19 protein-coding genes and 1 tRNA gene are annotated in these 23,282 nt (G+C 40.9%); 4 read left to right on the plus strand and 16 right to left on the minus strand.

Going from position 1 to position 23,282, the window contains the following annotated elements; translation table 11 throughout:
* Positions 1-2: 2 nt before the first annotated feature.
* From CFE23_RS13850 to panB, 16 genes are all read right to left on the minus strand, one after another.
* Positions 3-581, minus strand: a complete 579-nt coding sequence (locus CFE23_RS13850) for a Crp/Fnr family transcriptional regulator (RefSeq protein ID WP_291089109.1) — start codon at positions 579-581, stop codon at positions 3-5.
* Positions 582-840: 259 nt separating this feature from the next.
* Complete coding sequence (locus CFE23_RS13855) at positions 841-3,225, minus strand: TonB-dependent receptor (RefSeq protein WP_291089112.1); 2,385 nt, start codon at positions 3,223-3,225, stop codon at positions 841-843.
* Between the two features lie 190 nt (positions 3,226-3,415).
* On the minus strand, positions 3,416-3,613 hold the full coding sequence (locus CFE23_RS13860; RefSeq protein ID WP_291089115.1) for an Arm DNA-binding domain-containing protein: 198 nt from the start codon (positions 3,611-3,613) through the stop codon (positions 3,416-3,418).
* Between the two features lie 231 nt (positions 3,614-3,844).
* Positions 3,845-3,929, minus strand: a tRNA-Ser gene (locus tag CFE23_RS13865).
* Between the two features lie 217 nt (positions 3,930-4,146).
* On the minus strand, positions 4,147-5,277 hold the full coding sequence (ribB, locus tag CFE23_RS13870) for a 3,4-dihydroxy-2-butanone-4-phosphate synthase (protein ID WP_291089118.1): 1,131 nt from the start codon (positions 5,275-5,277) through the stop codon (positions 4,147-4,149).
* Between the two features lie 12 nt (positions 5,278-5,289).
* Complete coding sequence (locus CFE23_RS13875; protein WP_363331611.1) at positions 5,290-7,278, minus strand: LptF/LptG family permease; 1,989 nt, start codon at positions 7,276-7,278, stop codon at positions 5,290-5,292.
* Between the two features lie 7 nt (positions 7,279-7,285).
* The gene (locus CFE23_RS13880; RefSeq protein ID WP_291089121.1) at positions 7,286-7,951 is read right to left on the minus strand and encodes an outer membrane lipoprotein carrier protein LolA; all 666 of its coding nucleotides are present in this window, start codon (positions 7,949-7,951) and stop codon (positions 7,286-7,288) included.
* A gap of 7 nt (positions 7,952-7,958) precedes the next feature.
* Positions 7,959-10,421 (minus strand): DNA translocase FtsK, encoded by a 2,463-nt coding sequence (locus CFE23_RS13885; protein WP_291089124.1) that lies wholly within the window; start codon positions 10,419-10,421, stop codon positions 7,959-7,961.
* Positions 10,422-10,462: 41 nt separating this feature from the next.
* A complete protein-coding gene (locus tag CFE23_RS13890) occupies positions 10,463-10,837 on the minus strand; it encodes a diacylglycerol kinase family protein (protein ID WP_291089126.1) in 375 nt (124 codons plus the stop codon).
* 9 nt (positions 10,838-10,846) lie between these two features.
* Positions 10,847-11,344, minus strand: a complete 498-nt coding sequence (tpx, locus tag CFE23_RS13895) for a thiol peroxidase (protein ID WP_291089129.1) — start codon at positions 11,342-11,344, stop codon at positions 10,847-10,849.
* An 80-nt stretch (positions 11,345-11,424) separates the two neighbouring features.
* A complete protein-coding gene (locus tag CFE23_RS13900; RefSeq protein ID WP_291089130.1) occupies positions 11,425-15,474 on the minus strand; it encodes a PAS domain S-box protein in 4,050 nt (1,349 codons plus the stop codon).
* Between the two features lie 136 nt (positions 15,475-15,610).
* On the minus strand, positions 15,611-16,939 hold the full coding sequence (locus CFE23_RS13905) for an aldehyde dehydrogenase (protein WP_291089131.1): 1,329 nt from the start codon (positions 16,937-16,939) through the stop codon (positions 15,611-15,613).
* Between the two features lie 17 nt (positions 16,940-16,956).
* Positions 16,957-17,712, minus strand: a complete 756-nt coding sequence (locus tag CFE23_RS13910; RefSeq protein WP_291089132.1) for a DUF5723 family protein — start codon at positions 17,710-17,712, stop codon at positions 16,957-16,959.
* Positions 17,699-18,298, minus strand: a complete 600-nt coding sequence (locus tag CFE23_RS13915; RefSeq protein WP_291089133.1) for a DUF5723 family protein — start codon at positions 18,296-18,298, stop codon at positions 17,699-17,701. The genes CFE23_RS13910 and CFE23_RS13915 overlap by 14 nt, the downstream gene beginning before the upstream one ends.
* Positions 18,299-18,387: 89 nt before the next feature.
* Positions 18,388-19,077, minus strand: a complete 690-nt coding sequence (locus CFE23_RS13920; RefSeq protein WP_291089134.1) for an RNA pseudouridine synthase — start codon at positions 19,075-19,077, stop codon at positions 18,388-18,390.
* 40 nt (positions 19,078-19,117) lie between these two features.
* Positions 19,118-19,936: a 3-methyl-2-oxobutanoate hydroxymethyltransferase gene (gene panB, locus CFE23_RS13925; protein ID WP_291089135.1), complete on the minus strand. Its 819-nt coding sequence runs from the start codon at positions 19,934-19,936 to the stop codon at positions 19,118-19,120.
* 181 nt (positions 19,937-20,117) lie between these two features.
* On the opposite strand from panB, the gene CFE23_RS13930 reads away from it, so the two are divergent.
* The 4 genes from CFE23_RS13930 to kdpA form a co-directional block, all read left to right on the plus strand.
* The gene (locus tag CFE23_RS13930; RefSeq protein WP_291089136.1) at positions 20,118-21,458 is read left to right on the plus strand and encodes a sigma-54 dependent transcriptional regulator; all 1,341 of its coding nucleotides are present in this window, start codon (positions 20,118-20,120) and stop codon (positions 21,456-21,458) included.
* Between the two features lie 172 nt (positions 21,459-21,630).
* Positions 21,631-21,912 (plus strand): hypothetical protein, encoded by a 282-nt coding sequence (locus CFE23_RS13935; protein WP_291089137.1) that lies wholly within the window; start codon positions 21,631-21,633, stop codon positions 21,910-21,912.
* 84 nt (positions 21,913-21,996) lie between these two features.
* Positions 21,997-22,074 (plus strand): K(+)-transporting ATPase subunit F, encoded by a 78-nt coding sequence (gene kdpF, locus CFE23_RS13940; protein WP_291089139.1) that lies wholly within the window; start codon positions 21,997-21,999, stop codon positions 22,072-22,074.
* 2 nt (positions 22,075-22,076) lie between these two features.
* Positions 22,077-23,282: potassium-transporting ATPase subunit KdpA (gene kdpA, locus CFE23_RS13945; RefSeq protein ID WP_291089138.1), on the plus strand; the 1,206-nt coding region annotated here is incomplete at its 3' end.

The following is a 23,282-nucleotide window of genomic DNA, read 5'->3' on the forward strand; positions in this document are numbered from 1 at the left end:
TTTTACAGCTCTTTAAAAATTCGATTTTTAATTCTGCTTAAAGTTTCGGGTTTAATACCCAGATAAGACGATATGTATCGTTGGGGTATTTCTGAGACTACTTTTGGACGTTCACAAAATAATTTCATGTACCGCTCCTGAGGCGTATCAAAAATAAAAGAATGTTGTCGTATTACCCCAAAAAGGTATAAATGCTCTAAGAATTTAAAAAAAACAGATGCCATGGTTGGATAGGCATCAATTAAATCATCCAGGTCAGAAAACTTTGCCACCATACAATTTGTATGTTTGAGTGCCTGTACATTCATTTGAGTAGGTTTATTACTTCTTACCGCAACCAAATCAGTCATCATAGTAGGGCCAAAATAAAAGTTGGTCGTAATATCAGTACTTTGTTTATTGAAATAGCCTCTCATAATCCCATCATTAATGTAGTAGATATTTGAAACCATATCATTTTCTAAAAAAAGATGGTCTAATTTTTTAACACTGATAGGCGTAAAAATAGCTGTAAAAGCTTCTAATTCTTGCTCGCTTAAATTGGCAAACCTGGATAGAAAAAATCTTAAATTATCTGTCATTTTTTTATTTAATGGAGTAAGGGGTTAACCAACAAAAATAATCATCATTTTGACAAAACTGTTTTGGTATTTAGTTATAATATCCTCAAAATTAAACCTAAACGAATTATATTTTACCCTATTTCTCGTAAATCGCTCTAAATTGTTTGACAGGATACCATTTGCTGCAATAAAAAAATAGAGTTTGCATCGCATTTTGGTGCGTACAAACTCTAAATAAAACTAACTCAAACAAAATTAAACATGAAACTCACTATTCTTAGAATTGAAATCTATAACCAAAGTCCGGTTGAAATCCAATTTGGTCGATTTGATTAACCTGCTGTGTCAATCGGTTATAATCTTTTGAGAATACGTTCGTATTGTTGGTTATATTCTGAAAATCCACGTAAAATTGGTGTGAATGTTTCTTTTTACTGCTGTTCAATTTGAATCCGAATTTTAAGTCAAGTCTTAAATAGGCGTCATACTGTTCACTGAATGCATTGGCATCATCTCTTATTTCATAACCGGCTGCATTTGAGGCCGCTAAATCGACAGGGGTGTAGTACCTTCCTCCCGCTGTAGTGAATTTGGTGTTGATGGTAAAAACATTCTTTTTTGCGTTGCCTATTTTGAATTCTTTTCCTGCTAAGGCATTAATTACATATCCGTTATTGAACGGTGAGTCTCGTTCTACTCCATCACTTCCGGTATATCTACTCTCAAAAAATGAAGTAGTAAAAAGTAAATTGTATCCTTTACTGAAGAATTTTTCCAATGTAAATTCCACACCTTGATTGAATCCTTCACCGGTGCTTACCAAAGAATTTTTGTCTGTAGAGAATCCAAAATCGGCACCTTCGGTAAGGGAAGAGTAGCTTGATGACGTTTTTTCTACTGCTGCTTTGTCGATGGCCTGATAATAAATTTCAAATTTTGTTCTCCATTTATCCGCGAATCTTAGATCATAGCCTAAAACATAATGAGCACTTCTAACCAAATCCAATGCTTTATTACTTTGAACGAGATTCCCCCCGATGTTTTCATTTAAGAACAATAGGGGAGCAGCTGCATTTTGATGGTGTAAACCGTATCCTATGTTTATTGCACTCTTGTTGTTGATGGCATAGGTCAATGCTGTCCTTGGTTCAAAAACAAACTCCTCATTCAACGAAAAGTATTGCCCGTGTAAACCAGCATTAAAAGTCAATTTTTCGGTTAGTCTGAATTGTCCCATGGCATAAGGCTGCACAATAGAATAGGCCCCATCATTGTTTATTAGATTGACAAAGTCAGGTTGTCCATCGCCGTTATTATCATCCTGTTGCTCCCGGTCTGATAATTTATTTTCTAATGAATATTGCTCCAGTAATAATCCCGTTCTGAATGTAAATTTTTTGGATATTTTAGAATTGAAAAGTGTTGAAAATGTTATCCTGTTTTCGGTGTTATCCACTTCAGTCCAACGTATTTTGAATTCAGTAGGTGTTTCTAAGTTAAAATACCTGTCATTTTCAAAAGTATTGCGCGTTACAGAACCGCTTATTATGGTTTTTAAATATGATTTTGAACCGATGTCGATCGTGTGTTTTAACCCAAAAACGCCAAAACCGGAAGTTACAAAACTATCTTCGTCTCTTGTAGCAAATAAATCGTCATCGGATAACTCCACATCTTTTCCTATTAAGTCAATATTTGAATCACCAAAAATTCCAAAAACCGAAAAATTCCCAAACTTACCTTTCCCAAAATCAAGATTAAATGAAAAGTCGTTGTAATTAGGTTGCGCCGTTGTTCCAGCCAATCCTAGTGAACCAACGATCCCATAACGAGCCGCAACAAGAAACGACCCGCCTTTTTTTCCTAACGGACCTTCAGCCATTAATTCTGCGCCGGGAAATGCAGCTACGCCAACTGAATATTCATATTCTTTGTTGTTCCCTTTTCTAAGTCCCAAATCAAAAACACCACCCAGTGCATTGCCATATTCGGCGGGGAATGCAGAAGTAATAAAATCAGAATTTGCTAATAAATTTGGATTTAAGGCGGAAACAGGACTTCCTGTCGTTCCGAAAGTCGAAAAGTGATTTGGGCTGGGAATTGGAATTCCCTCCAATCGCCAAAGTAAACCAGTGGGTGAGTTACCCCTAACAACAATATCATTTCTACTATCGTCCGCGGTAGAGACGCCTGCAAAGTTTGACGCCAATCGTGCTACATCACTTCTTCCACCAGCGTACCTGTTAACTTCTTCCGGAGAAAATTGTCGAACCGATACTGCTGCCAGTTTATTGATGGATTTTGCTTTATTGTTCCCATCACTTACAATCACAATTTCTTCCAGCTTATCAAATTTTTCTACTAAAGAAACTGAAATGATGACCTCTTTTCCAGTAGTTACATCAATATCCGGAACCGTAGAACTTTCATAACCCAGAAAGCTGACCCTTATCGTTTGTCTGCCCAAAGGAACATTTGACAATTCAAAATTTCCTTTTTCGTCGGTGATGCTGCCTTTGCCTGGGTCACTTAGTAATTCGACTGTTGCACCGCTAATACTTTTTTCGGACTGCTTGTCTACAATAGTGCCTCTAATTACTCCTGTTTGTGCAAAAGAAATCAAACTAAATAGCAATGAGAATAGCATAAATCGTTTTTTCATTTTTCCTGTTTTTTAATTTTCTCAAATTTATTTCAACAAGTTTTAATCAAAATTGACCAAAGTCAATAAAATGAATAAAATAGAAAAGCGAAAAGTCAGCTCATCATGCCATTTTGTGCCAGCTTCCCCACTAAAAATTCATACTTTTAGGTGTCATCAAATCAATATACTTGATTGAACGCGCTTCTTATTAAACACCTTTCATTTTAGCGCCTTCGACAGACCACTTAACAGGGTCAATGTATTTACCGGTGCTTTTCTCGATTCGTTTTCCGTTGACGGTAATGCGGTGAAAAATTGCTACTAAGCCTTTGGAGTTGACTTTAGCTCTTTTAAGATAAAAGAGATTGGAGATTGTTGCTTTCATTTTGATCTTCCTTTTTGACATTAATAATTTAGTTTAAATGTCAAAGCGGTACAAGATGTTCATTTTCTGAACAGGTTGAAAACACTGGGCTTGGCGAGTAATTCGGGGTACCTGTTTTTTATAAAGCGATGTACCCCGAATTGTACCCCTCAAGTATTGCGAATTAATGAATCGTTTGATAGGGAATTAAAAGAAAAAACCCCGAAAATCCTAAGATTTCGGGGTTTTTGAAGTGCTTTGTAAAGCATGTTGCGGAGAAAGAGGGATTCGAACCCCCGGACCTGTTACAGTCAACAGTTTTCAAGACTGCCGCAATCGACCACTCTGCCATTTCTCCAATATGTGCCGCTGTCATTGCTGATAGCGGTTGCAAATATAGCATGCTTTTTCGATATGCAAAACATTTTTGCATTAAAAAAGGAATATTTTTTCAATCCATTTTTAACCTTTTCATTTTCAGGCCGTCACGGAAAGTAAAAAATTTGACACCAATAATGCTCAATGAAATAGGGGGTTCAAAACCTACCCGCACGGTATTTATTTACCGATGCATTCTAGTAATTCACGTATTCTGTAATCTCAAGGCCATATCCAATCATCCCAACACGTTTGCTTTGTTGGGTATTGGAAACCAGCCTGATTTTAGAAATGTCAATATCGTGCAGAATTTGCGCTCCAATACCAAAATCCTTAATGTCCATCTTTATTTGTGGTGCCTTAAAATTGCCTTTCGCCTGCAAATCTTTGAGTTCTATAATACGGCTAAGCAAATCCCCTGGTTGCAACTCCTGATTGATAAAGACCACAGCACCCATTCCTTCCGCATTGATCAGGTTAAACATATCGTCGAGCTTTTTATCTGCTTCATTGGTCAGTGTGCCTAAAATATCGTTATTGATTGCAGTAGAGTTGATTCGGGTAAGTACCGCATCGCCAATATTCCAGGTTCCTTTTGTCAGGGCGATATGAATGTGCTTGTTTGTGGTTTGCTGGTAGGCCCTGAACCTGTATGTTCCAAAGCGGGTCTCGATATCAAAATCTTCTTTTTTTACAATTAGACTGTCGTGTTGCATGCGATAGGCCACGAGGTCTTCGATAGAAACAAGCTTAAGGTCAAATCTTTTCGCGACTTCAACCAGTTCAGGGAGTCTCGCCATCGATCCGTCATCGTTCATGATTTCGCAGATGACGCCAGCCGATTTGAAACCTGCAAGCCTGGCAAAGTCAATCGCCGCCTCGGTATGCCCTGTACGCCTCAGAACACCGCCCTGTTTTGCAATTAACGGAAAAATATGTCCGGGTCGGGCCAGGTCATAAGGTTTCGTGTCTTCGTTGGTCAATGCAAGGACGGTTTTTGCCCTGTCCAATGCAGAAATTCCCGTGGTAACGCCATGGCCTTTCAAATCCACAGAAACCGTAAATGCAGTCTCCATATGGTCGGTATTGTGTGTCACCATGGCCCGAAGGTCGAGTTCTGCACAGCGTTTTTCAGTCAATGGCGCACAAATCAGGCCGCGGCCATGGGTCGCCATAAAGTTTATCATTTCCGGCGTAATCTTTTCTGCAGCAGCGAGAAAATCGCCTTCATTTTCGCGGTCCTCGTCGTCAACCACAATAATTACTTTGCCCTGACGAATGTCCTCAATGGCTTCTTCGATTGTATTTAAGCGTATGTTTTCTGACACTTTGTAATGAGTTTATAAGCTACTTTCAGAAATCGCTTCCCTGAGTGCGCGCCGGTTATAAAAATGAAATATGATGTAAAATGGAATTCCGAGAATGGTGGCTAACCAAGGGTATATTCCAACCCGTTTACCAGTGATGTCTTTAATTTCTTCCAATCGTTTGCCGGTCTTAAATATACCGATGTAGAAACCGATCAGCATCGCAGCAGCGAGCACGACCAGCACAATTTTACTCGGGTTATTTTTTGCAACAAAAAGCATGATAAATACCAGAAAATAAGCAATTAGTGTCATTCCGGAATTGGCATTGTATACTTCCGAGGCCTCAATAAGTTGCTCGTATTTTGTATTGAAAAGTTTTTCCTGCTGAATCAGGTCGGCCTGGGTAATGTTACGGGTCTCCAATATTTTCAACGCTTTCACACGCCTCATTGGAGCATATCCGAATTTTTTATAGTCATACACGGTCTCAATGAGCGCGGCATCAGACATTTTTTGTAAATCGCGCCATTCTTCGTCCTGAATCGTATTGATGGTATCAAGATTGATGACGCGGTCTTCCGGAACAAATGATGGCCTGTTTTTGTTCCGTTGAAACATTTTTATAAATGGTTCCGTCAGCCAGTCAAAGCTAATCGTCATTTGCAGGTCATTTTTCGCACGATAAGTCAGCAGTATGGCCAACGGTGATAAAATGATTGTCGACATCCAAGCACCAAGGAATGGTGTAATACCGTTTTCCTGTCCTAATTTTTTTCCGAATGTGTTTACAAAGTGGAACGTGATAAAAATCAGTATGGCAAATACAATAGGCAGCCCGAGCCCACCTTTCCGTATGATCGCGCCCAACGGGGCACCAATGAAAAACATCAGGATACAAGCGAACGCAATCACAAATTTGTCATACACTGAAAGCCAATGGCTGTTGATGTTTTTTTGTTTCATCTCAAAATCATCTTTGCTTCCTGCAATTGTAAATTTGGTGGTCCCCACATTGCTCTTCGCAACGTCAATGAACTTTAATTTTTTTGTATTGTCGAATCCGGAAAGCAGGTCTTTTGGAATTGCTGTGGTGGACGAATCTTTTTCCGGACGGATATTCATTATTCCGGTACGGACATGTATGTTTTCGGAAAACGAATTCATTTCCTTCTTGTAATCTTTATTCAGCGAATCAAGCGTATAGGTGAGTTCACTGAGTTTTAACATATTGCTTGTATTCGTGACTTTGTCATTGTTCGTGTCCACTTTATCCAATTTAGACAAGTCCATGTTCAGGTTGTATTTTTTGAACGTGGTTTTGGCGAATGGCATTTTCTGACTTTCGGTATACTTTTTAGGGATAATGTCTTCAAATTGGGCACCATCGTGAAGCACAAGCTGAATCACTTTGGAATCCGGACTGCTAATCAATTCAGCGCTTTTGGCCTTAATTAACGTAGTGCTTCCAAAGCCATTTATGGGTTTTTTATGTATGGTAATTCCGGAAAGCTTGTTCCCATTTGGGCCATATTTTTTTTCAACCTTGATGATATACGTACCAACATCGCTAAACTGCCCTTCTGCAATGGCCATCGCGGGTTTCACCTGGGCAATATTGGCTTTAAAGTTGATAAACTTATACTGGGAATACGGAATAATATTGTTGGCGAAAATAAAAGCAGCGATACTGAGCAGGAAGATAAAATATATCAGGCTTCGCATCGCACGCATTAATGAAACCCCTGATGATTTCATTGCGGCAAATTCATAATGCTCAGACAGATCACCAAAAGTCATAATAGAGGCCAACAATATCGTCAGCGGCAAAACCATCGGAATGATGCTCGGAATGTAGAACAACAGGAACTTCAGGATCATTACAAAGTCAAGATCTTTACCTGTGAGTTCAGCGATAAAGAGCCAAACTGCCTGAAGTATGAAGATAAAAAATAAGATTACAAATACCGAAGCAAAAGTAACCAGGAACGTTTTAAGAAGATATCTGTCGAGAATTTTCAACGCGTCTTTAGTCTAATTTGTTGATGTAGTAATTGGGATACTTGCTTTCGACAAAGGTAAATTGATTTTTTGGCAATGTCTGGTTGGTTTTAAAAGAATTAACAACCAAAGTCGTTTTGGTGCCGTTTTTTCCAAGCTCGATCACATTGTAGATTTGCTTGGTCTGGGTATCGATACCGACAAGGATTTCTTTCCTTTTGTCTTTTTTGTCGTCCGGCACCAATTTAATATATTGTAATTTTTTACCCTTGACCGTTTGCTGAATATCCCATTTGAATTTATAGCCTTTATTGAAAAAGGTCAGCATTTTTGAAGGTGTAATCGTATTGGCGTCTTTTTCATCGACTTTTGAAATACTGATTTCTTCATCTTCCGGAACGATGGTGTAGACTTTTTTTCCGTCATACAGTTTTGTAACGCCCATGAAATTCAGTACATATTGGTTTCCTTTCATGACGACATTCCCACTGCTTTCCTGGTTGATATTCTCTTTGGTGTTATTCAGCGTATATTTGAAGTCAATCGCGATGTTGTCGTAACTCTTCACTTTAGCAGTGACTTCGTTCAGCAAGTCCTGTGCCTTTTTGTCCTGCGCTGTTGCCGCAACTGAAATGAAACACATCACCACTACGGCAAATCCGGTTTTAAATAAATTTCGCATACTCTTTTTCATACAATAATTAAGTTTCTTCATTATTAAAAAATTGGTCCAAAGAAGCCAGGTCAGGAATATTTACAGCACGTGCTTTACTGCCCTCAAAGGGACCTACAATACCTGCGGCCTCCATTTGGTCAATCAATCGGCCTGCGCGGTTGTAACCCAATTTAAGTTTTCGCTGAAGCAATGATGCCGAACCTTGCTGCGCTGTTACAATAATCTCGGCCGCTTCCCTGAAAAGGCTATCCCTTTCGGAAATATCAATGTCAAATTTTATGCCAGATTCATCTTCTCCTATAAATTCAGGCAACAAGTATGCATTTGGATACGCTTTCTGCGATCCGATGAACTCGGTAATTCTTTCCACTTCCGGCGTATCAACGAACGCACATTGCACCCGTACAACGTCATTGCCATTTGTGTATAACATATCACCACGTCCGATTAACTGATCGGCACCCTGCGTGTCCAGAATGGTTCTTGAATCAATTTTTGACGTTACCCTAAATGCAATCCTCGCAGGGAAATTGGCTTTAATAATTCCCGTGATTACGTTCACCGAAGGCCTTTGTGTGGCAATAATAAGGTGGATACCGATCGCACGTGCAAGCTGGGCTAACCTGGCAATAGGTGTTTCAACTTCTTTTCCTGCGGTCATGATCAAATCGGCAAACTCATCTACGACCAGAACAATGTAAGGTAAAAACCGGTGGCCGTTTTCAGGATTTAGCTTTCTGGATTTGAACTTGTCGTTGTATTCCTTAATATTCCTCACCATGGCTTCTTTCAACAGGGAGTACCGGTTGTCCATTTCCACGCATAGGGAATTGAGCGTGTTGATTACTTTATTGTTATCAGTAATAATGGCATCTTCCGTATCAGGCAGTTTAGCGAGATAGTGCCGTTCGATTTTATTAAAAAGCGTCAACTCTACTTTTTTAGGATCTACCAACACAAATTTTACTTCTGCCGGATGTTTTTTATAAAGAAGCGACGTCAATACAGCGTTCAAACCGACAGATTTTCCCTGCCCGGTAGCGCCGGCCATCAGCAGGTGGGGCATTTTAGCGAGATCTACCACAAATGTCTCATTGGAAATGGTTTTCCCGAGCGCAATCGGAAGTTCCATTTCGGCTTCCTGAAACCGCGCGGACGCGATGACGGTTTTCATTGCAACCATCGTAGGGTTTTTATTTGGAACCTCAATTCCTATGGTTCCTTTACCAGGTATCGGTGCGATGATACGGATTCCCAATGCTGAAAGCGACAACGCAATATCATCTTCCAGGCTTTTGATTTTGGAGATACGGATACCGGCTTCAGGGACAATTTCATATAAAGTGACAGACGGGCCAACCGTGGCCTTAATCTGTGCAATTTCAATTTTATAATTCCGTAATGTTTCTACAATCCTGTTTTTATTCTCTTCAAGCTCCTCCTGGTTGATGGTGATTCCTCCTGTTGAATAGTCCTTGAGCAAGTCTATTGTTGGGAATTTATAATTCGAAAGTTCCAGTGTGGGATCGAAAAGTCCGAAATCGGCGACCAGTTTTGAAGCGAGGTTTTCCTCAACGATATCTTCTTCCTCAACTTTTTCAATGACGAATGTTTCTTCTATCGGTGTCTCGATTTGACGCGTGACTTCGATAGGAGGGGAGGAAGTCCTCAAAGTAGGCTCCAAAATTAACTCCGATGCACTGCTGATTGTAGGCTTTAACGCTTCTTTGTTGATTTCGAATTGGGATTGCGGCTTTTGAATGACCAGCGTTGGTTCCTCCATTTCTTCATCCGGTTCGTCGTCAACGGCAAATTCTTCCAGGTTATACAGGCTGTTGGATTCTGCGACCGGGGTATTGATCGAATCAAGATCTTCGCCTATTTCTTTTTTAGTTCTTTCGAACAAAGCTTTTATGGTTTCAGGAGAAATCTTAATCTTAAAAATGAGATAAATGATCAGGCCGAAAATCAATACCATCAATGTTCCTGCTTTTCCTATAAAATCCTGAAGGAACAGATTGGTTTCGTAGCCAACCACGCCGCCAAGTTCCGGCATAAATGTGGCAAAAAATCCCAATAATACGGAAACAACGGCGATCGCGAATAAATCCCAAAACCACACATTCTTCAATTTCCTGAGCGGAAGGTCCAGTACAAGATAGGCGCCGGTAAGGAACAAAAGACGAACAAAAAGGAATGAAGCCATCCCGAAACCATTGTACACAAAGACATCGGCCAGGTAGGCACCGAATTTCCCCAGCCAGTTTTCTACCTGAGTGCTGCGATCGGTGAGCTGCTCAACCGCACTTTGATCTTTCTGTCCGTAAATGTAAAACGAGATAAACGATAGAAGTAAAGCCACTGAAAAAAGCACCAGTAAGCTGCCAGCAAGAATCTTATGCTGTTTGCTAATCCGCCAACCTTTCTTAGCTTCGGGATCAGCTGGGTCTTTTTTAACAACCGGTTCCTTCTTATTTGTTTTAGCCATGCGTATCAGATATGCTATAAAGATAAAAAATTAAGCCGCACTTATAACGCCATAAAATACGGAACGTATATAATGCATGCTATTGTCAACGCGGACAAAGCGGCAAAAAATACCGCACCAGCAGCAATATCTTTGATAAAACCAATTTTAGCGTGGAAATCAGGGTGTATGAAATCAGCGATTTTCTCTACGGCAGTATTCAATCCTTCAATACTCAGTACCAAACCGATTGCAAACACCTGAAACAGCCATTCCGTTTTGGTAATTCCAAAATAAAATCCCAATGCCGTCATGATAATGCCTATGGAAAATTGCACCATGATGCTGTGTTCGGTGGAAACAAGTTTATAAGCACCGGCGAAAGCGAACTTAAAGCTCTTAAGCCGCCCGGTCACAAAAGAATTATCTGTTTTCATCGAAAAAAATTAAAGTGCGTTCAAAGCGCTGTCATAATTAGGCTCATTTCCGATTTCAGGAACAAGTTCACTATACTTAACATTTCCATCAGTACCAACGACAACTACAGCCCTTGCATGCAGCCCCGCGAAACCACTGTCCACGAGTTCAACCCCATAATCCTTTCCAAAAGCGCCATCTCTGAAATCCGACAAAGTCATCACATTTGAAATGTTCTCTGCGCCACAAAAACGTTTTTGAGCGAAAGGTAAATCTCTTGAAATACAAAGTACTACAGTATCTTTGAGGTTCGCGGCCTTCTCGTTAAAGCTTCTTACTGAAGTTGCACAAACACCGGTATCGATACTTGGAAATATATTCAGCACCAATTGTTTTCCTGAAAAATCCTCCAGCGAAACCGTTGAAAGATCATCTTTAACCAATTGAAAATTCGGTGCTTTGGCGCCTGCTACAGGAAGCGCTCCATTTGTGTTTACTGCGTTTCCGCCTAGTGTTACTGATGCCATTTTTCTGTTTTTTTAACAGCGTCAAAAGTATGAAAAATATTTGCATTCCGACTTAAGAATCACTTCAAAATCCAAACGTTTTATGGAGTGAAGTCTGCTTTCGGAACCCATTTTCGGATAATTTCCTCAATTGAACCCTTGACGATCGGTTTAGTAAGGTAGTCATTCATGCCGGCTTGAAGACAGCGTTCCCTTTCCTCTTTGATGATTCCTGCAGTCAGCGCAATGATTGGTACCAGTTCCCCATTTTGCAGCAGCCTGATTTCGGCTGTCGCTTCATAGCCATTTTTAACGGGCATTTGTACGTCCATAAATATAAGGTCAGGTTGCTTTTTAAGAAATTGCTGCACGGCCACTTCGCCATTGTTCGCTTCCACTAATGCAATATTGGGCATGATATTTTTTATAATGGTTTTTACAAGGAGCATATTGATACCGTTGTCTTCTACCACCATAATGGTTAAGCGCTCGTTGATGACTTGTTCCGGCAATGCTATTTTTTTACTGGTCGAGGGTTCCATGTTTAACATCACGTTATCTGCCGTTCGTAATTTGAGGTCGAACCAAAAAACACTTCCTTTTCCGGGTTCACTTTTCAATTGCAGTTTACCACCCATTAAACCCAGCAATTGATTTGATATAGTCAGGCCGAGCCCTGTACCGCCAAACTTTCGGGTTGTCGAATTGTCTTCCTGGGAAAATGCAGTAAAGATTTTCGCCTGGTTTTCGTTTTTGATGCCGATACCGGTATCTTTAACACAAAACCTGATGGTCCGTTCGGTTTGTCCATTTTCTTCCAATACGGTAACTTCCAAGGAAATTTTCCCCTGTTCGGTAAACTTTACCGCATTTCCGAGTAAATTAATCAAAATCTGTTTTAATCTTACTGAATCTATCCAGATATATTCACTGATCTTATCGTCAATATTTAAGACAAGTTTAATATCTTTCTGACTGGATTCAAATGAAATGAGATCAATTACCTGATTTAAAAGTTCGTGTATATTGTGTCGCTGAATTTCAAGTTCCAGTTTACCTGCTTCGATTTTTGAAAAATCAAGAATATTGTTGATGATCTCCAAAAGCGAATTCGCTGATTGGTTGATGGTCGACATATATTTTTCCTGCATTTTCTCGAGATTTGTTTTCATCAGCAAGTCTGTGAAACCAATAATTCCGTTCAAAGGCGTGCGTATCTCATGGCTCATATTGGCAAGGAAATCTGATTTTGCCTTATTCGCGGCTTCCGCGACTTCGCGTGCCTTGATGGCGTTTTCAGTTTCTTTGCGTTCAGTAATGTCTATAAAAATTCCTTCGACAAAGGCAACTTCGTTATCAATGATGATAAAATCGCCAAACTCTTCTACCCAGACAAACTGTCCGTTTTTCTTTTGCAGCCGGTAAGCGACGTTAAACGGCTGCTTATTGTCCAACGCCTTTTTAATCACCATTGCCACATGTTGCTGGTCTTCTGGATGAATCAGGCTCGTATAGCGCACCCGGTTTTCGAGGAAGTCGGCCTTTCCGTACCCGGTCAGTTTTTTAATCTGGTCATTGATGTAAACTTTTGACCATTTTTCGTCATTCTTGAATAAGTAAACGGTGCCGGGGATATTATCTGCCAAAAGGCGAAACTTTTCCTCACTTTGGTGAATAATGGTTTCATTCAGATTTCTTTCTAATGCCGCTGAGATATTATTGGCAAGGGTCTGTAAAATCTTTATCTCATCTTCTGTCCAGATCCTTTCAAAAGCGCAATCGTCGAACCCGATAAAACCGGTAAATACATTTTTCCTGAAAATTGGAATAATGAGTATCGATTTTATTTCATTGGCTAGTAATAGGTCTTTAAAGAATCCTTCATTAAGCTCGCGGGTATGTGAAATAAATATCTTTTTAACATAAATACTCTCGGTTATTTCCTTAAGGTTCTCATGGGTAAACCGTTGTAAAGGTGTAATTTGCAGTGTGACACCTGATTTCGCCCATTTCACCTGCTGGCTGATCAAATTTGTTTTTACGTCATTTTCATAATAGTAGATGTGGTCGGCATGGGTCGCTTTTCCAATAATTTCAAACGCTTCCCTGAACATGTCGTGGGCATCACTTTTCAAAAGGAATTTGTCGGTACAATGTGCTAAGGCAGATAACAGTTCACTTTTGTAGGCCAGTTTATCTTCCATGTCCTTGCGTTTCTGGGCTTCAATCGCTAACGAAATGATGTCTGATACGGATCGGATGAAATTGATATCCTCATTGTCAAAATCGCGTTTCGTAGTGGCTTCAAAGCACAGGATGCCTTCCATTTTTCCATTTAGGGTAATGGTAGTATCGAGCAGTGATTTGATATTTTTTTCACGAAAATAATTTTCACGAAATTCCTTTGTTTCCCTGTGGTTGTTAACATCAGCCGCAATAATGATCTTATCGTGTTCTATGGCCTTAAAATAAATGGGAATATCTTTTTTCTCGAAAATACGTCCTTTAGAAAAAGTGCTCGAATGCAAATCAAAAAGACAGCTACACACAATACGCTCAGGATGATATTCCCAAAAGCTCACGCGTTCAATCATTGAATCTCTTGCAGCACTTTTTAAAATAATCTGCAGCGTGGTAATCAGGTTTTTATGCCGTGCATAATTCGTCGTGGATAATTTATTTATTGTGGCATTGTATTTAATAATCTTAGCCTGCCGTTTCATGTTTTCAAGTTCGATATTCTTCAAGGCGGTGATATTCCTCGCAATCCCGGAATAGCCGATAATTTTCCCTTCATGGTTTTGACGCGCGGTTACTCTTTGGGAAACCCAGAACTCTTCATTGCTTTTTGACTGAATTGGGAATTCCGCGGTAGGAAAATCATTTTCGATTTGAAAAACACCCTCATAAAAGCGTTGCATATTTTCCCGGTAATCTGCCCGGATAAACTCAGCATAATTTTTTCCAATGATTTCCTCCCGCGAAAAGCCAAGGAAAGTAGAGGTAAAGTCGTTTATAAAAGTAAAGTCACCATTTTGGTCAACTTCAAAAATAATATCGGTGGCGTTTTCAATCAGGTTTCGGTATTGGTTTTGTATTTCAATTTGGCTCGTAACATCCTGTCCTATGCCGATAATCAGGTTATCATTGTATTTTTTGTCCTTCCACTGGATAAATTTGTATTCCCCATTCTTGCATTTCAGCTTGCGTATGTAAAGCCGCTCGTCGATGTAATGATCATGATACCGTTCTCCGATGAACTCCGGATCCTCGGTTAAGGCCCAGAAATTTAGTCCCATCACTTCATCAGGTTTATAGCCCAGGATTCCGTATATGCTATCGCTGCAATACGATAAGGCTCCTTTTTTGTCAGTGCCTACAATAAGTGAATTGCCCTTGTTGACAATCTGGTCAGCGAATGCAAACCTGTCCTGTGCGTTCAGCTGAATCGTATGCCGTAAATAATGGATCACGATAATGAAAAAAACCGAGTATAGTATTGTTAATAAGATGATTGGGGCGACGATATTTCTTTGGTACAATATAAAAAATACGACGACAAAGCTGGCGATAAACATCCAATAGGAACGGAGTGTTTGAAAAATACCTGGCGCAAAAAAGAAAATGATCAGCAGTTCCGCAAATGTCACCAATTCAAACGGATGAAAAGTAAGCTTATAGATGATGTAAGTGGTCAGGGCCACATAGTTTGCAATAAAAACAGTCTTAAGGTTTTTTTTAAGGAACTCGTTTTTATCACTGAAATAATAGGTGACGACCAACAACATTCCTGCCAGTGAGTTTACCCAAAATTCACTGTGTTTTCGAACATTGAAAATCTCCAGAAATAGTTCGGTAAAAGGAAACATCGCACCAAAGAAAAGCAGGTATAGCCGATATTGGTTGCTATCAATCCTACTCTTTAATGATGAAACAAACTCAGGTTTGGAATTTGATATCTTTTTAAGCAGTATTAACAATACCAGGCTTAAAATGACAAAAGCGGCCAAAAGAAACCACCATTTTTCATGAACAACCGTGCTGTAATGAAGTGAAGAAATCCGAATGAATGGCGTTAAACTATTTGTGCTGAAGTGATTACGGCAGAAAATAGTCGATAAAAATTCTATTGAAACAGCATTTGGGTTCATGCGTTACTGATTTTTTTATAACAATTGCCCGCAAAGAAATCCTTGGTTGTTAGTAAAAATAGAAAAAAAGTACTTTAAAATATAATAAATAGCAGATTATTAACGGAATACGTTGCTGTTTATGACGTTTACAAAATCAGAGCCACTTCAGGATGCTTCGTATTATTTTAAGTTTTCCATCGTAGGGTGCGTAACGGACAGGAATGTCAAGCCAGGTTGCTTTTTTCACGATAGCCTTTTTATGGCTGAAAATATCAAAGCTCAATTTACCGTGATACGCTCCAATTCCGGAAGCACCAACACCTCCAAATGGTAGCCTCTTATTTGAAAAATGGACCACAGTGTCGTTTATACATCCGCCACCAAACGAATAAGAACGCAGCATCCTTCGCTCAAATTCCCTGCATCCGGTGAATATATACATTGATAGGGGCTTGTCATAATTTGATACAATGCGGTGGATATCATCGTCGTTTTCAAAGGTCAATATAGGCAATATAGGTCCAAATATCTCCGCTTTCATCAAGGCGCTTTCAAGGTTAAATTCGTCAATAAGCGTAGGGGAGAGGTAGCGTTCATCCTCATTAGTATGCCCGCCGTAAATGATCTTATACGGCTCAATCAGCCCTATCAATCTCTTCCAGTGCTCTGAATTTATAATGCGTGCAAAATCGTCGGATTGTTCTACATTTTCGCCGTATGCTCTTTTTATTTCAGTTTTTAGCAGATCAACCAACTGGTTTTTAGCCGATGATTTTACAAGAATATAGTCTGGTGCAATACAGGTTTGTCCAGCGTTTAGGAATTTACCCCAAACGATACGCTTTGCAGCCACCGCGAGGTTAGCAGTGTCATCAACAAGACAAGGATTCTTGCCGCCCAGTTCAAGCGTCACCGGCGTCAGATGCTCCGCGGCGGCCTTTGCGACAATTTTCCCGACTGCAACGCTTCCAGTAAAGAAAATATAGTCCCACTTTTTCTTTAAAAGGTCAGCGGCAATTGTGGCATCTCCCAATACCGCTACCACGTGTTTTACATCAAAAGTTTCCCGGATTATCTTTGAAATTAAGGCAGAAGTCGCCGGAGTTAACTCAGATGGTTTCAACACAACCGAATTCCCGGCGGCAACCGCAGCAATCAGTGGCAGCATTGACAATTGGAACGGGTAATTCCACGGTGCAATCACTAAAACTTTCCCGTACGGCTCACTGTAGATGTAATCGCGTGACGGAAAATTCAAAAGGGATGCGCGCGTTCGCTTCGGCTTTGCCCAGGATTCCATGTGCTTTAGCGTATATTTCAGGTCCGAAATCACCAACGAAGTTTCAGTTAAGACCGATTCAAACGGAGGTTTGCGAAAGTCTTTATACAAAGCCTCCACAATGTCATTTTCGTGGAGAATGATATTGTGGAGTAACTTTGAAAGAGCCTTTTTTCGAACAGGGATGTTGTGCCTGAAATTCATTGCACGATGATTATTGGTTATAGGAATCCGAAACGATAACCAAAATAAGCGTCAGCCTGTTTGCCATCGCCGATTGCAGTCAGCACAGAGTTGGAACCCAGATAAAATCCGGACAGTCTAAATCCGAACCCTGCCGTGGTACCAGAAATTTCGTTGAATGAAACCGGTAAAAAAGCTTCAAAAAATCCAAGATTTACCCTTGGTGTCACCGAAAAAATGTTTTGTGAGGCAATCTGGTTGTTTCCTTCGTCTTTATTCATTTTCTGCTGAAGGAATAACGTCAGGTTCAGTTTCGAAATCAGGTTATAGTCCGCGTAAAGGTTAAACACAGTAGGCAATTTTACTTTAAAATCTGTACTCTCTGAAGTTTCTGTAAAAAAGTTATTCTCCGGACGGTTTAAAATGGCTTCGATGTCAGACAAGCTTTCGGCATTATTAAATTCATTTAAATTCAATGATTGGGTGGCGTTCATATCCAATCTATAATTTATAGATTTATTTTTATCCGACTTAAAAGTCATGCTTCCCATGTTTTTTACCGCCATCCCCACTTTTAATTTATAGGAAGAACCTGATTTCCATTGGTAATCAAAACCAATATCAGTTGCCATTCCTTTTAATTGTCCAAAAACGGAACTCGTATAATCACTGGATTCAGTAAAACTATCTGCGAAATTGCCCGAATAAGCAATGTTCACATTGGCCTTTGCATTTCGAAGAACGGGATCGCCGGAACTGTAGTCTATCGTTCCTGAAAAATCACCCGCACCCATGTTGGCATAAAGAACCAGGAAATAATAGTTTTAAAGTAATTCCCCCATTGATGCGGTGCTTGTCGTTTTCGAAAATTTTCCTCGCTGCTGAAAATCCAATCTCGCCCCAAACCGTTGCGTTGACGCGCTGATTGCCAGAGTTGTCAATTATCGCGGCAGCAGTTGTCGCATTAAAATCATTGTTTACCAAAGCCCGTCCAAGGTTGGAATCCACATCAATAACATTTGCCGTAATGTGTCCTCCAGCGGAAATCCCAAATCCCCAGCCCAGCGCTTTGAAAGCAAATCCGGGAAACGCGATTTCTGCATTCGTCGTAAAATTAACGGGTTCATTACCGGCAAAAATCAAATCCTCCAAATTGTCTCCGCCAACGAGGTCTCCGAAGCCCACTTTGTTACTGGATGCGTTCGCACTTAAACCGAAAATCTGTACTTCAAACCGACTTCCGAGATTGGCAAATTCGGAGGGGTTCATGTTTCCGTTGAGGATGCCGACACGCTTCGATGTGGTAAGCCCTGAAAAATGTTCCTGTGCCAATGCAGGGAGTGCACAGAACGCACAAAGCAATAATGTAATTTTTTTCATAATTGTAGAGGTTTTATTTTATCAAATATATAAAAACTGCTCGTGTTTCAGGCAGTTACCGAAAATATAAATCGATTTTAATGGTAATTTTAAACGGCGTTCCAAACCGGCTCGTCTGGAACCGGTGCAATAATTGAAATTTCCGTTTGGAGCACGGGATGAATGAGTACAAGCCTACGGGCGTGCAGGTGAATTCCGCCGTCCGGGTTGCTGCGGTCTGAGCCATATTTCAAATCTCCTTTAATCGGCGACCCGATGGCAGCCAATTGCGCGCGAATTTGGTGGTGCCGTCCTGTGTGCAGCAGAATTTCCAGCGCTGTGTAATGTTGCAGCGATTTAATGACTTTGTAATCGAGACTTGCCAACTTGCTGTTTTCCACTTCTTTTTCAAACGCCTTTGAGGTATTGTTTTTTTCATTTCGTTTAAGAAAGTGTACCAAATGACCCTCGTTAGCGGCAGGCTTTGTCTTTACAATAGCCCAATACGTTTTTTGCGTTTCACGGTTCTTGAAAAGCGCATTAAGCCGGGTTAACGCCTTTGATGTTCTTGCAAATACTACAATTCCGGTTGTAGGCCGATCCAGCCTGTGCACGACGCCCAGGTAAACTTCGCCCGGTTTGTTGTATTTTTCTTTGATATATTCCTTGACAATATCGCTCAATGGCTTGTCACCCGTCTTGTCACCCTGAACAATATCTCCAACGCGTTTATTGATGGCGATGATATGATTGTCTTCGTAAAGGACCTGAAGGTTTTCTTTGTTAGAGACCGTTTTCACTGAATTATTTTTTACAACAACCTCAACCGGAAGGTTGAATCTAGTATTGTTCTGTTTGGTTTGGGAAATCGGTTGACTTTACATCGCTGACATACTTAGAGATAGCACCGGTCATTTGGTCATATAAGTTAAGATAGCGCCTCAAAAAGCGCGGACTAAATTCATTATTCATCCCCAGCATATCATGGATTACCAGTACCTGCCCGTCAACGCCGCCTCCTGCACCAATTCCGATTACGGGAATTGAAATGCTCTTAGATACTTTCTCGGCAAGATGTGCCGGAATTTTCTCCAGGACTAACGCAAAGCATCCCAGTTTCTCCAGTAATTTCGCATCTTCGAGCAGTTTCTCGGCTTCTTCTTCCTCTTTTGCACGAACGGTGTAAGTTCCAAATTTATAAATGGATTGCGGGGTAAGGCCCAGGTGTCCCATCACCGGAATTCCGGCATTGAGGATTTTTTTAATGGATTCCTTAATCTCACTACCACCTTCGAGTTTTACCGCATGTCCACCGCTTTCTTTCATAATCCTTATCGAGGAACGCAAAGCTTCCTTCGGATCCGATTGGTAGCTTCCAAAAGGCAAATCCACGACAACCAAAGCCCGGTCCACCGCCCTGATCACTGACGACGCGTGGTAAATCATCTGATCGAGTGTAATCGGTAAAGTGGTTTCATGTCCAGCCATCACGTTAGACGCAGAATCACCCACTAAAATCACGTCGACGCCTGCAGTATCTACAATTTTTGCCATTGTAAAATCATAAGCGGTAAGCATCGATATTTTCTCGCCATTGGCTTTCATATCGACAAGCGACTTTGTGGTTATTTTCTTGTAATCTTTTTTAGCTACGGACATAAGGTTTGTTTTTTGGTTTGTAAAAGTAAATATTATTTCCCGTATCTGCGGCATTTTAGGCAGGTTCTACAAAAGTTGGCTTGCAATGCTGCGTGAATTAAACGGATTTATCCTTATGAAGTCATCGTATCCGCAAACAGCAATTATTTATTACTTAAATTTGTAACCAAAATACTAGACCTTGAAAAGCGTACTCATTATCGATGACGAAGAAAAACTTAGGGGGCTGCTCGCACGGATTGTGAAATCGGAAGGATTTAACGTGATGGAAGCCGCCGACCTGTCATCAGGATTTAAAAAAATGGGACAGGCTGATGTTGACATAATCCTCTGCGATGTAAAGCTTCCTGATGGCAACGGTGTTGATTTTGTAAAGAAAGTAAAGGCCGCTTTTCCGCTGACCGAAATCATACTGCTTACCGCATTCGGAAAAATTGCAGATGGGGTGGAAGCGATACGAAATGGCGCTTTCGATTACATCGTGAAAGGTGATGACAATGACAAGGTAATCCCACTTTTGTACAAAGCATCAGAGAAGCGTCAGTTGGAAAAAAAGGTAATCCATCTTGAGCAAAGGATCGCCGACAAATATTCTTTTGACACCATTATAGGGAAATCAAAATCATTAGCCCGTGTGACAGATTTAGCTAAGAAGGTCGCCAAAATTGACGCTACCGTACTGCTCTCCGGCGAAACGGGGACGGGCAAGGAAGTTTTTGCACAGGCCATTCACGAAAACAGCCACCGTGCAGGAAAGTCGTTTGTCGCCTTGAATTGCAGTACTTTCAGCAGGGAAATTCTTGAAAGTGAGCTTTTCGGGCATAGACAGGGCGCCTTCACCGGTGCGTTAAAGGACAAGAAAGGTTTTATTGAAGAAGCCAATGGGGGTACCTTGTTTTTGGACGAAATTGGTGAAATGCCCATTGAATTGCAGGCAAAGATGTTGCGTGTACTCGAAACCAATGAGTACATTCCGGTGGGAGATTCCACACCCAAAAAATCAAACTTCAGGCTGATTGCCGCTACGAACCGGGACTTAAAAGCAGAGAGCGAAGCACAGCGTTTCCGAGCGGATTTGTATTTCCGATTGAATGTTTTTGAAATTAACCTGCCGCCATTGCGGGAACGGACGAAAGACATCGAAGCTTTGGTTCAACATTTTACGGAGCAGTTTTCAGCAAAGACAAACAAAAGGACACTGGATATCGATCCTTCGTTCCTTAGTGCACTGGAAAGTTACTACTGGCCCGGAAACGTACGTGAACTCAAGAACATCGTGGAGCGGTCTGTGATTTTAACCAACGATAACCTGCTTACTGCTGATGTGTTGCCCTACGAAATTCAAAATGCTTCCAATGAAAAACCCGGCATGGTATCCGCTTTTTCGCTCTCTGGAGTTGAAAAGCTTCAGATCCAGAAGGTTTTAAACTACACCAATGGCAACAAGGCAGAAACCGCAAGATTGCTCGAAATTGGCATTGCAACGCTCTACCGAAAGTTGGAAGAATATAAAATCCAATAACGAAATATACTTCGGCGTACCAAAACGATAAAAGCCTATCATTATGATAGGCTTTTTTTGTAACTATCTTTTCCTGAAAAACGGTAACTGGCTTATAATCTATGGCTTAGGATTTTAAGCCGCTGTTGGACCAATTTTTGGAAATACGGCAGCGAACTTAAAAATTCGTACCATGAAAAATCAGGTTACCACCATTTACAAAAAGGCGGAACGATTCGCAGAAATTACAAAAGTCGCGATCGTGTCCGGAAACATTGCAAGGGCAAAAAAATACCTTGCAGTTGCAGAGCGACTATTTACAACTGGGAATTATGAAACTAAAAATGCCATTTCCAATGTGTATGTATTTTCAGTTTCATCATTTATGGAGTTGCGCCACTGCAGCATTTCCAATCTCTTTCCGAAAGGGCTTAAGGTGGAATATGTCAGACAAATTAATACTTCCGGAGTATGATGGCATTGATTCTTGCAGTATGCGGACTGGTATTTTTCGCACTGTTCTTTAAAGCAATCGACATTTTCGAAAAAATCTAGCATTATGACTATACTCTTTATCATCGCCATAGCAGTCTTCGTGTACATCTGCTATGTATTAATTAAACCCGAAAAATTCTAATTATGAATAGTGAAATACTCGGAATTATAGTAACCTACGGGTTGGTTTTGCTGATGGCCATTCCATTGGGCCGTTACATTGGCAAAGTGTTCAGCTACGAAAGTACCTGGCTGGACAAAATTTTCAATCCGATCGATAAAATATTTTTTAAGATAGGTGGTATCAATCCAAATGTTGAGATGACCTGGAAAAAGCACCTTGTGGCACTTTTGTCCATCAATGTCGTTTGGTTCATCATCTCCATGCTGGTCCTGACCAACATGGCATGGCTGCCACTGAATCCTGACCAGAATCCTTCTATGACTGGCGATTTGGCTTTCAATACGTCAGTCAGTTTTATTACCAATACCAATTTACAGCACTATTCAGGGGAAACCGGATTGTCCTACCTCGGGCAATTGGTCCTGATGTTATGGCAGTTCATCAGCGCCGGATGCGGAATCGCAATTGCGGCAGTCGTGTTTATGGCCATGAAGGAAAAAACGTCGCTCACATTGGGCAACTTCTACAGCTTCTTTGTACGTGCATGCACAAGGATATTGTTGCCATTGGCGTTTGTTGTGGCCGTCATTCTGGCATTCAATGGCACGCCAATGACTTTTGAGGGAAAAGATACCGTCACAACGTTAGAAGGGCAGCAGCAAAATGTTAGCCGCGGGCCCGTAGCTGCGTTCGTAGCCATCAAACAATTGGGAACAAATGGCGGGGGATTTTACGGCCCGAATTCCGCGAACCCAATGGAAAACCCGAACTATCTCACCAATATTGTCGAATCGGTTTCCATCATCCTGATTCCGATTGCGTTGATTTTCGCTTTAGGGTATGTCCTCAAAAGGAAAAAGCTGGCATGGACTATTTACGGCGTAATGACCTTGGGATTCCTGATGCTGTTAATACCGTCAGTGGTCAGCGAAATGCACGGCAGCCCTACCATTGATAAGATGGGCATATCCCAGGCAATGGGAAGCATGGAAGGGAAAGAAGTCCGCTTCGGTTCTGCGGCATCCGCCAATTGGGCAACCTATACCACGGTAACCAGTAATGGATCCGTAAATGCCATGCACGACAGCATGACCCCGATGACAGGAGTGACCACGTTGTTAGGCATGATGATCAACTGCTTTTATGGTGGCGTGGGCGTTGGGTTCCTGAACTTCTATATTTTCATCATTCTAGGGGTATTTATCAGCGGGCTGATGGTTGGTCGT

The organism is Flavobacterium sp. BFFFF1, assembly GCF_002256285.1.
Taxonomy (GTDB): Bacteria; Bacteroidota; Bacteroidia; order Flavobacteriales; family Flavobacteriaceae; genus Flavobacterium.

Bases quoted from the DNA above. Each gene is read 5' to 3' on its own strand.
- CFE23_RS13850 (WP_291089109.1), bottom strand. From the start codon at position 581: ATGACAGATAATTTAAGATTTTTTCTATCCAGGTTTGCCAATTTAAGC.
- CFE23_RS13855 (WP_291089112.1), bottom strand. From the start codon at position 3,225: ATGAAAAAACGATTTATGCTATTCTCATTGCTATTTAGTTTGATTTCT.
- CFE23_RS13860 (WP_291089115.1), bottom strand. From the start codon at position 3,613: ATGTCAAAAAGGAAGATCAAAATGAAAGCAACAATCTCCAATCTCTTT.
- CFE23_RS13880 (WP_291089121.1), bottom strand. From the start codon at position 7,951: ATGAAAAAGAGTATGCGAAATTTATTTAAAACCGGATTTGCCGTAGTG.
- CFE23_RS13885 (WP_291089124.1), bottom strand. From the start codon at position 10,421: ATGGCTAAAACAAATAAGAAGGAACCGGTTGTTAAAAAAGACCCAGCT.
- CFE23_RS13890 (WP_291089126.1), bottom strand. From the start codon at position 10,837: ATGAAAACAGATAATTCTTTTGTGACCGGGCGGCTTAAGAGCTTTAAG.
- tpx (WP_291089129.1), bottom strand. From the start codon at position 11,344: ATGGCATCAGTAACACTAGGCGGAAACGCAGTAAACACAAATGGAGCG.
- CFE23_RS13900 (WP_291089130.1), bottom strand. From the start codon at position 15,474: ATGAACCCAAATGCTGTTTCAATAGAATTTTTATCGACTATTTTCTGC.
- CFE23_RS13905 (WP_291089131.1), bottom strand. From the start codon at position 16,939: ATGAATTTCAGGCACAACATCCCTGTTCGAAAAAAGGCTCTTTCAAAG.
- CFE23_RS13910 (WP_291089132.1), bottom strand. From the start codon at position 17,712: ATGGGTGCGGGTGATTTTTCAGGAACGATAGACTACAGTTCCGGCGAT.
- CFE23_RS13915 (WP_291089133.1), bottom strand. From the start codon at position 18,298: ATGAAAAAAATTACATTATTGCTTTGTGCGTTCTGTGCACTCCCTGCA.
- panB (WP_291089135.1), bottom strand. From the start codon at position 19,936: ATGTCCGTAGCTAAAAAAGATTACAAGAAAATAACCACAAAGTCGCTT.
- CFE23_RS13935 (WP_291089137.1), top strand. From the start codon at position 21,631: ATGAAAAATCAGGTTACCACCATTTACAAAAAGGCGGAACGATTCGCA.
- kdpF (WP_291089139.1), top strand. From the start codon at position 21,997: ATGACTATACTCTTTATCATCGCCATAGCAGTCTTCGTGTACATCTGC.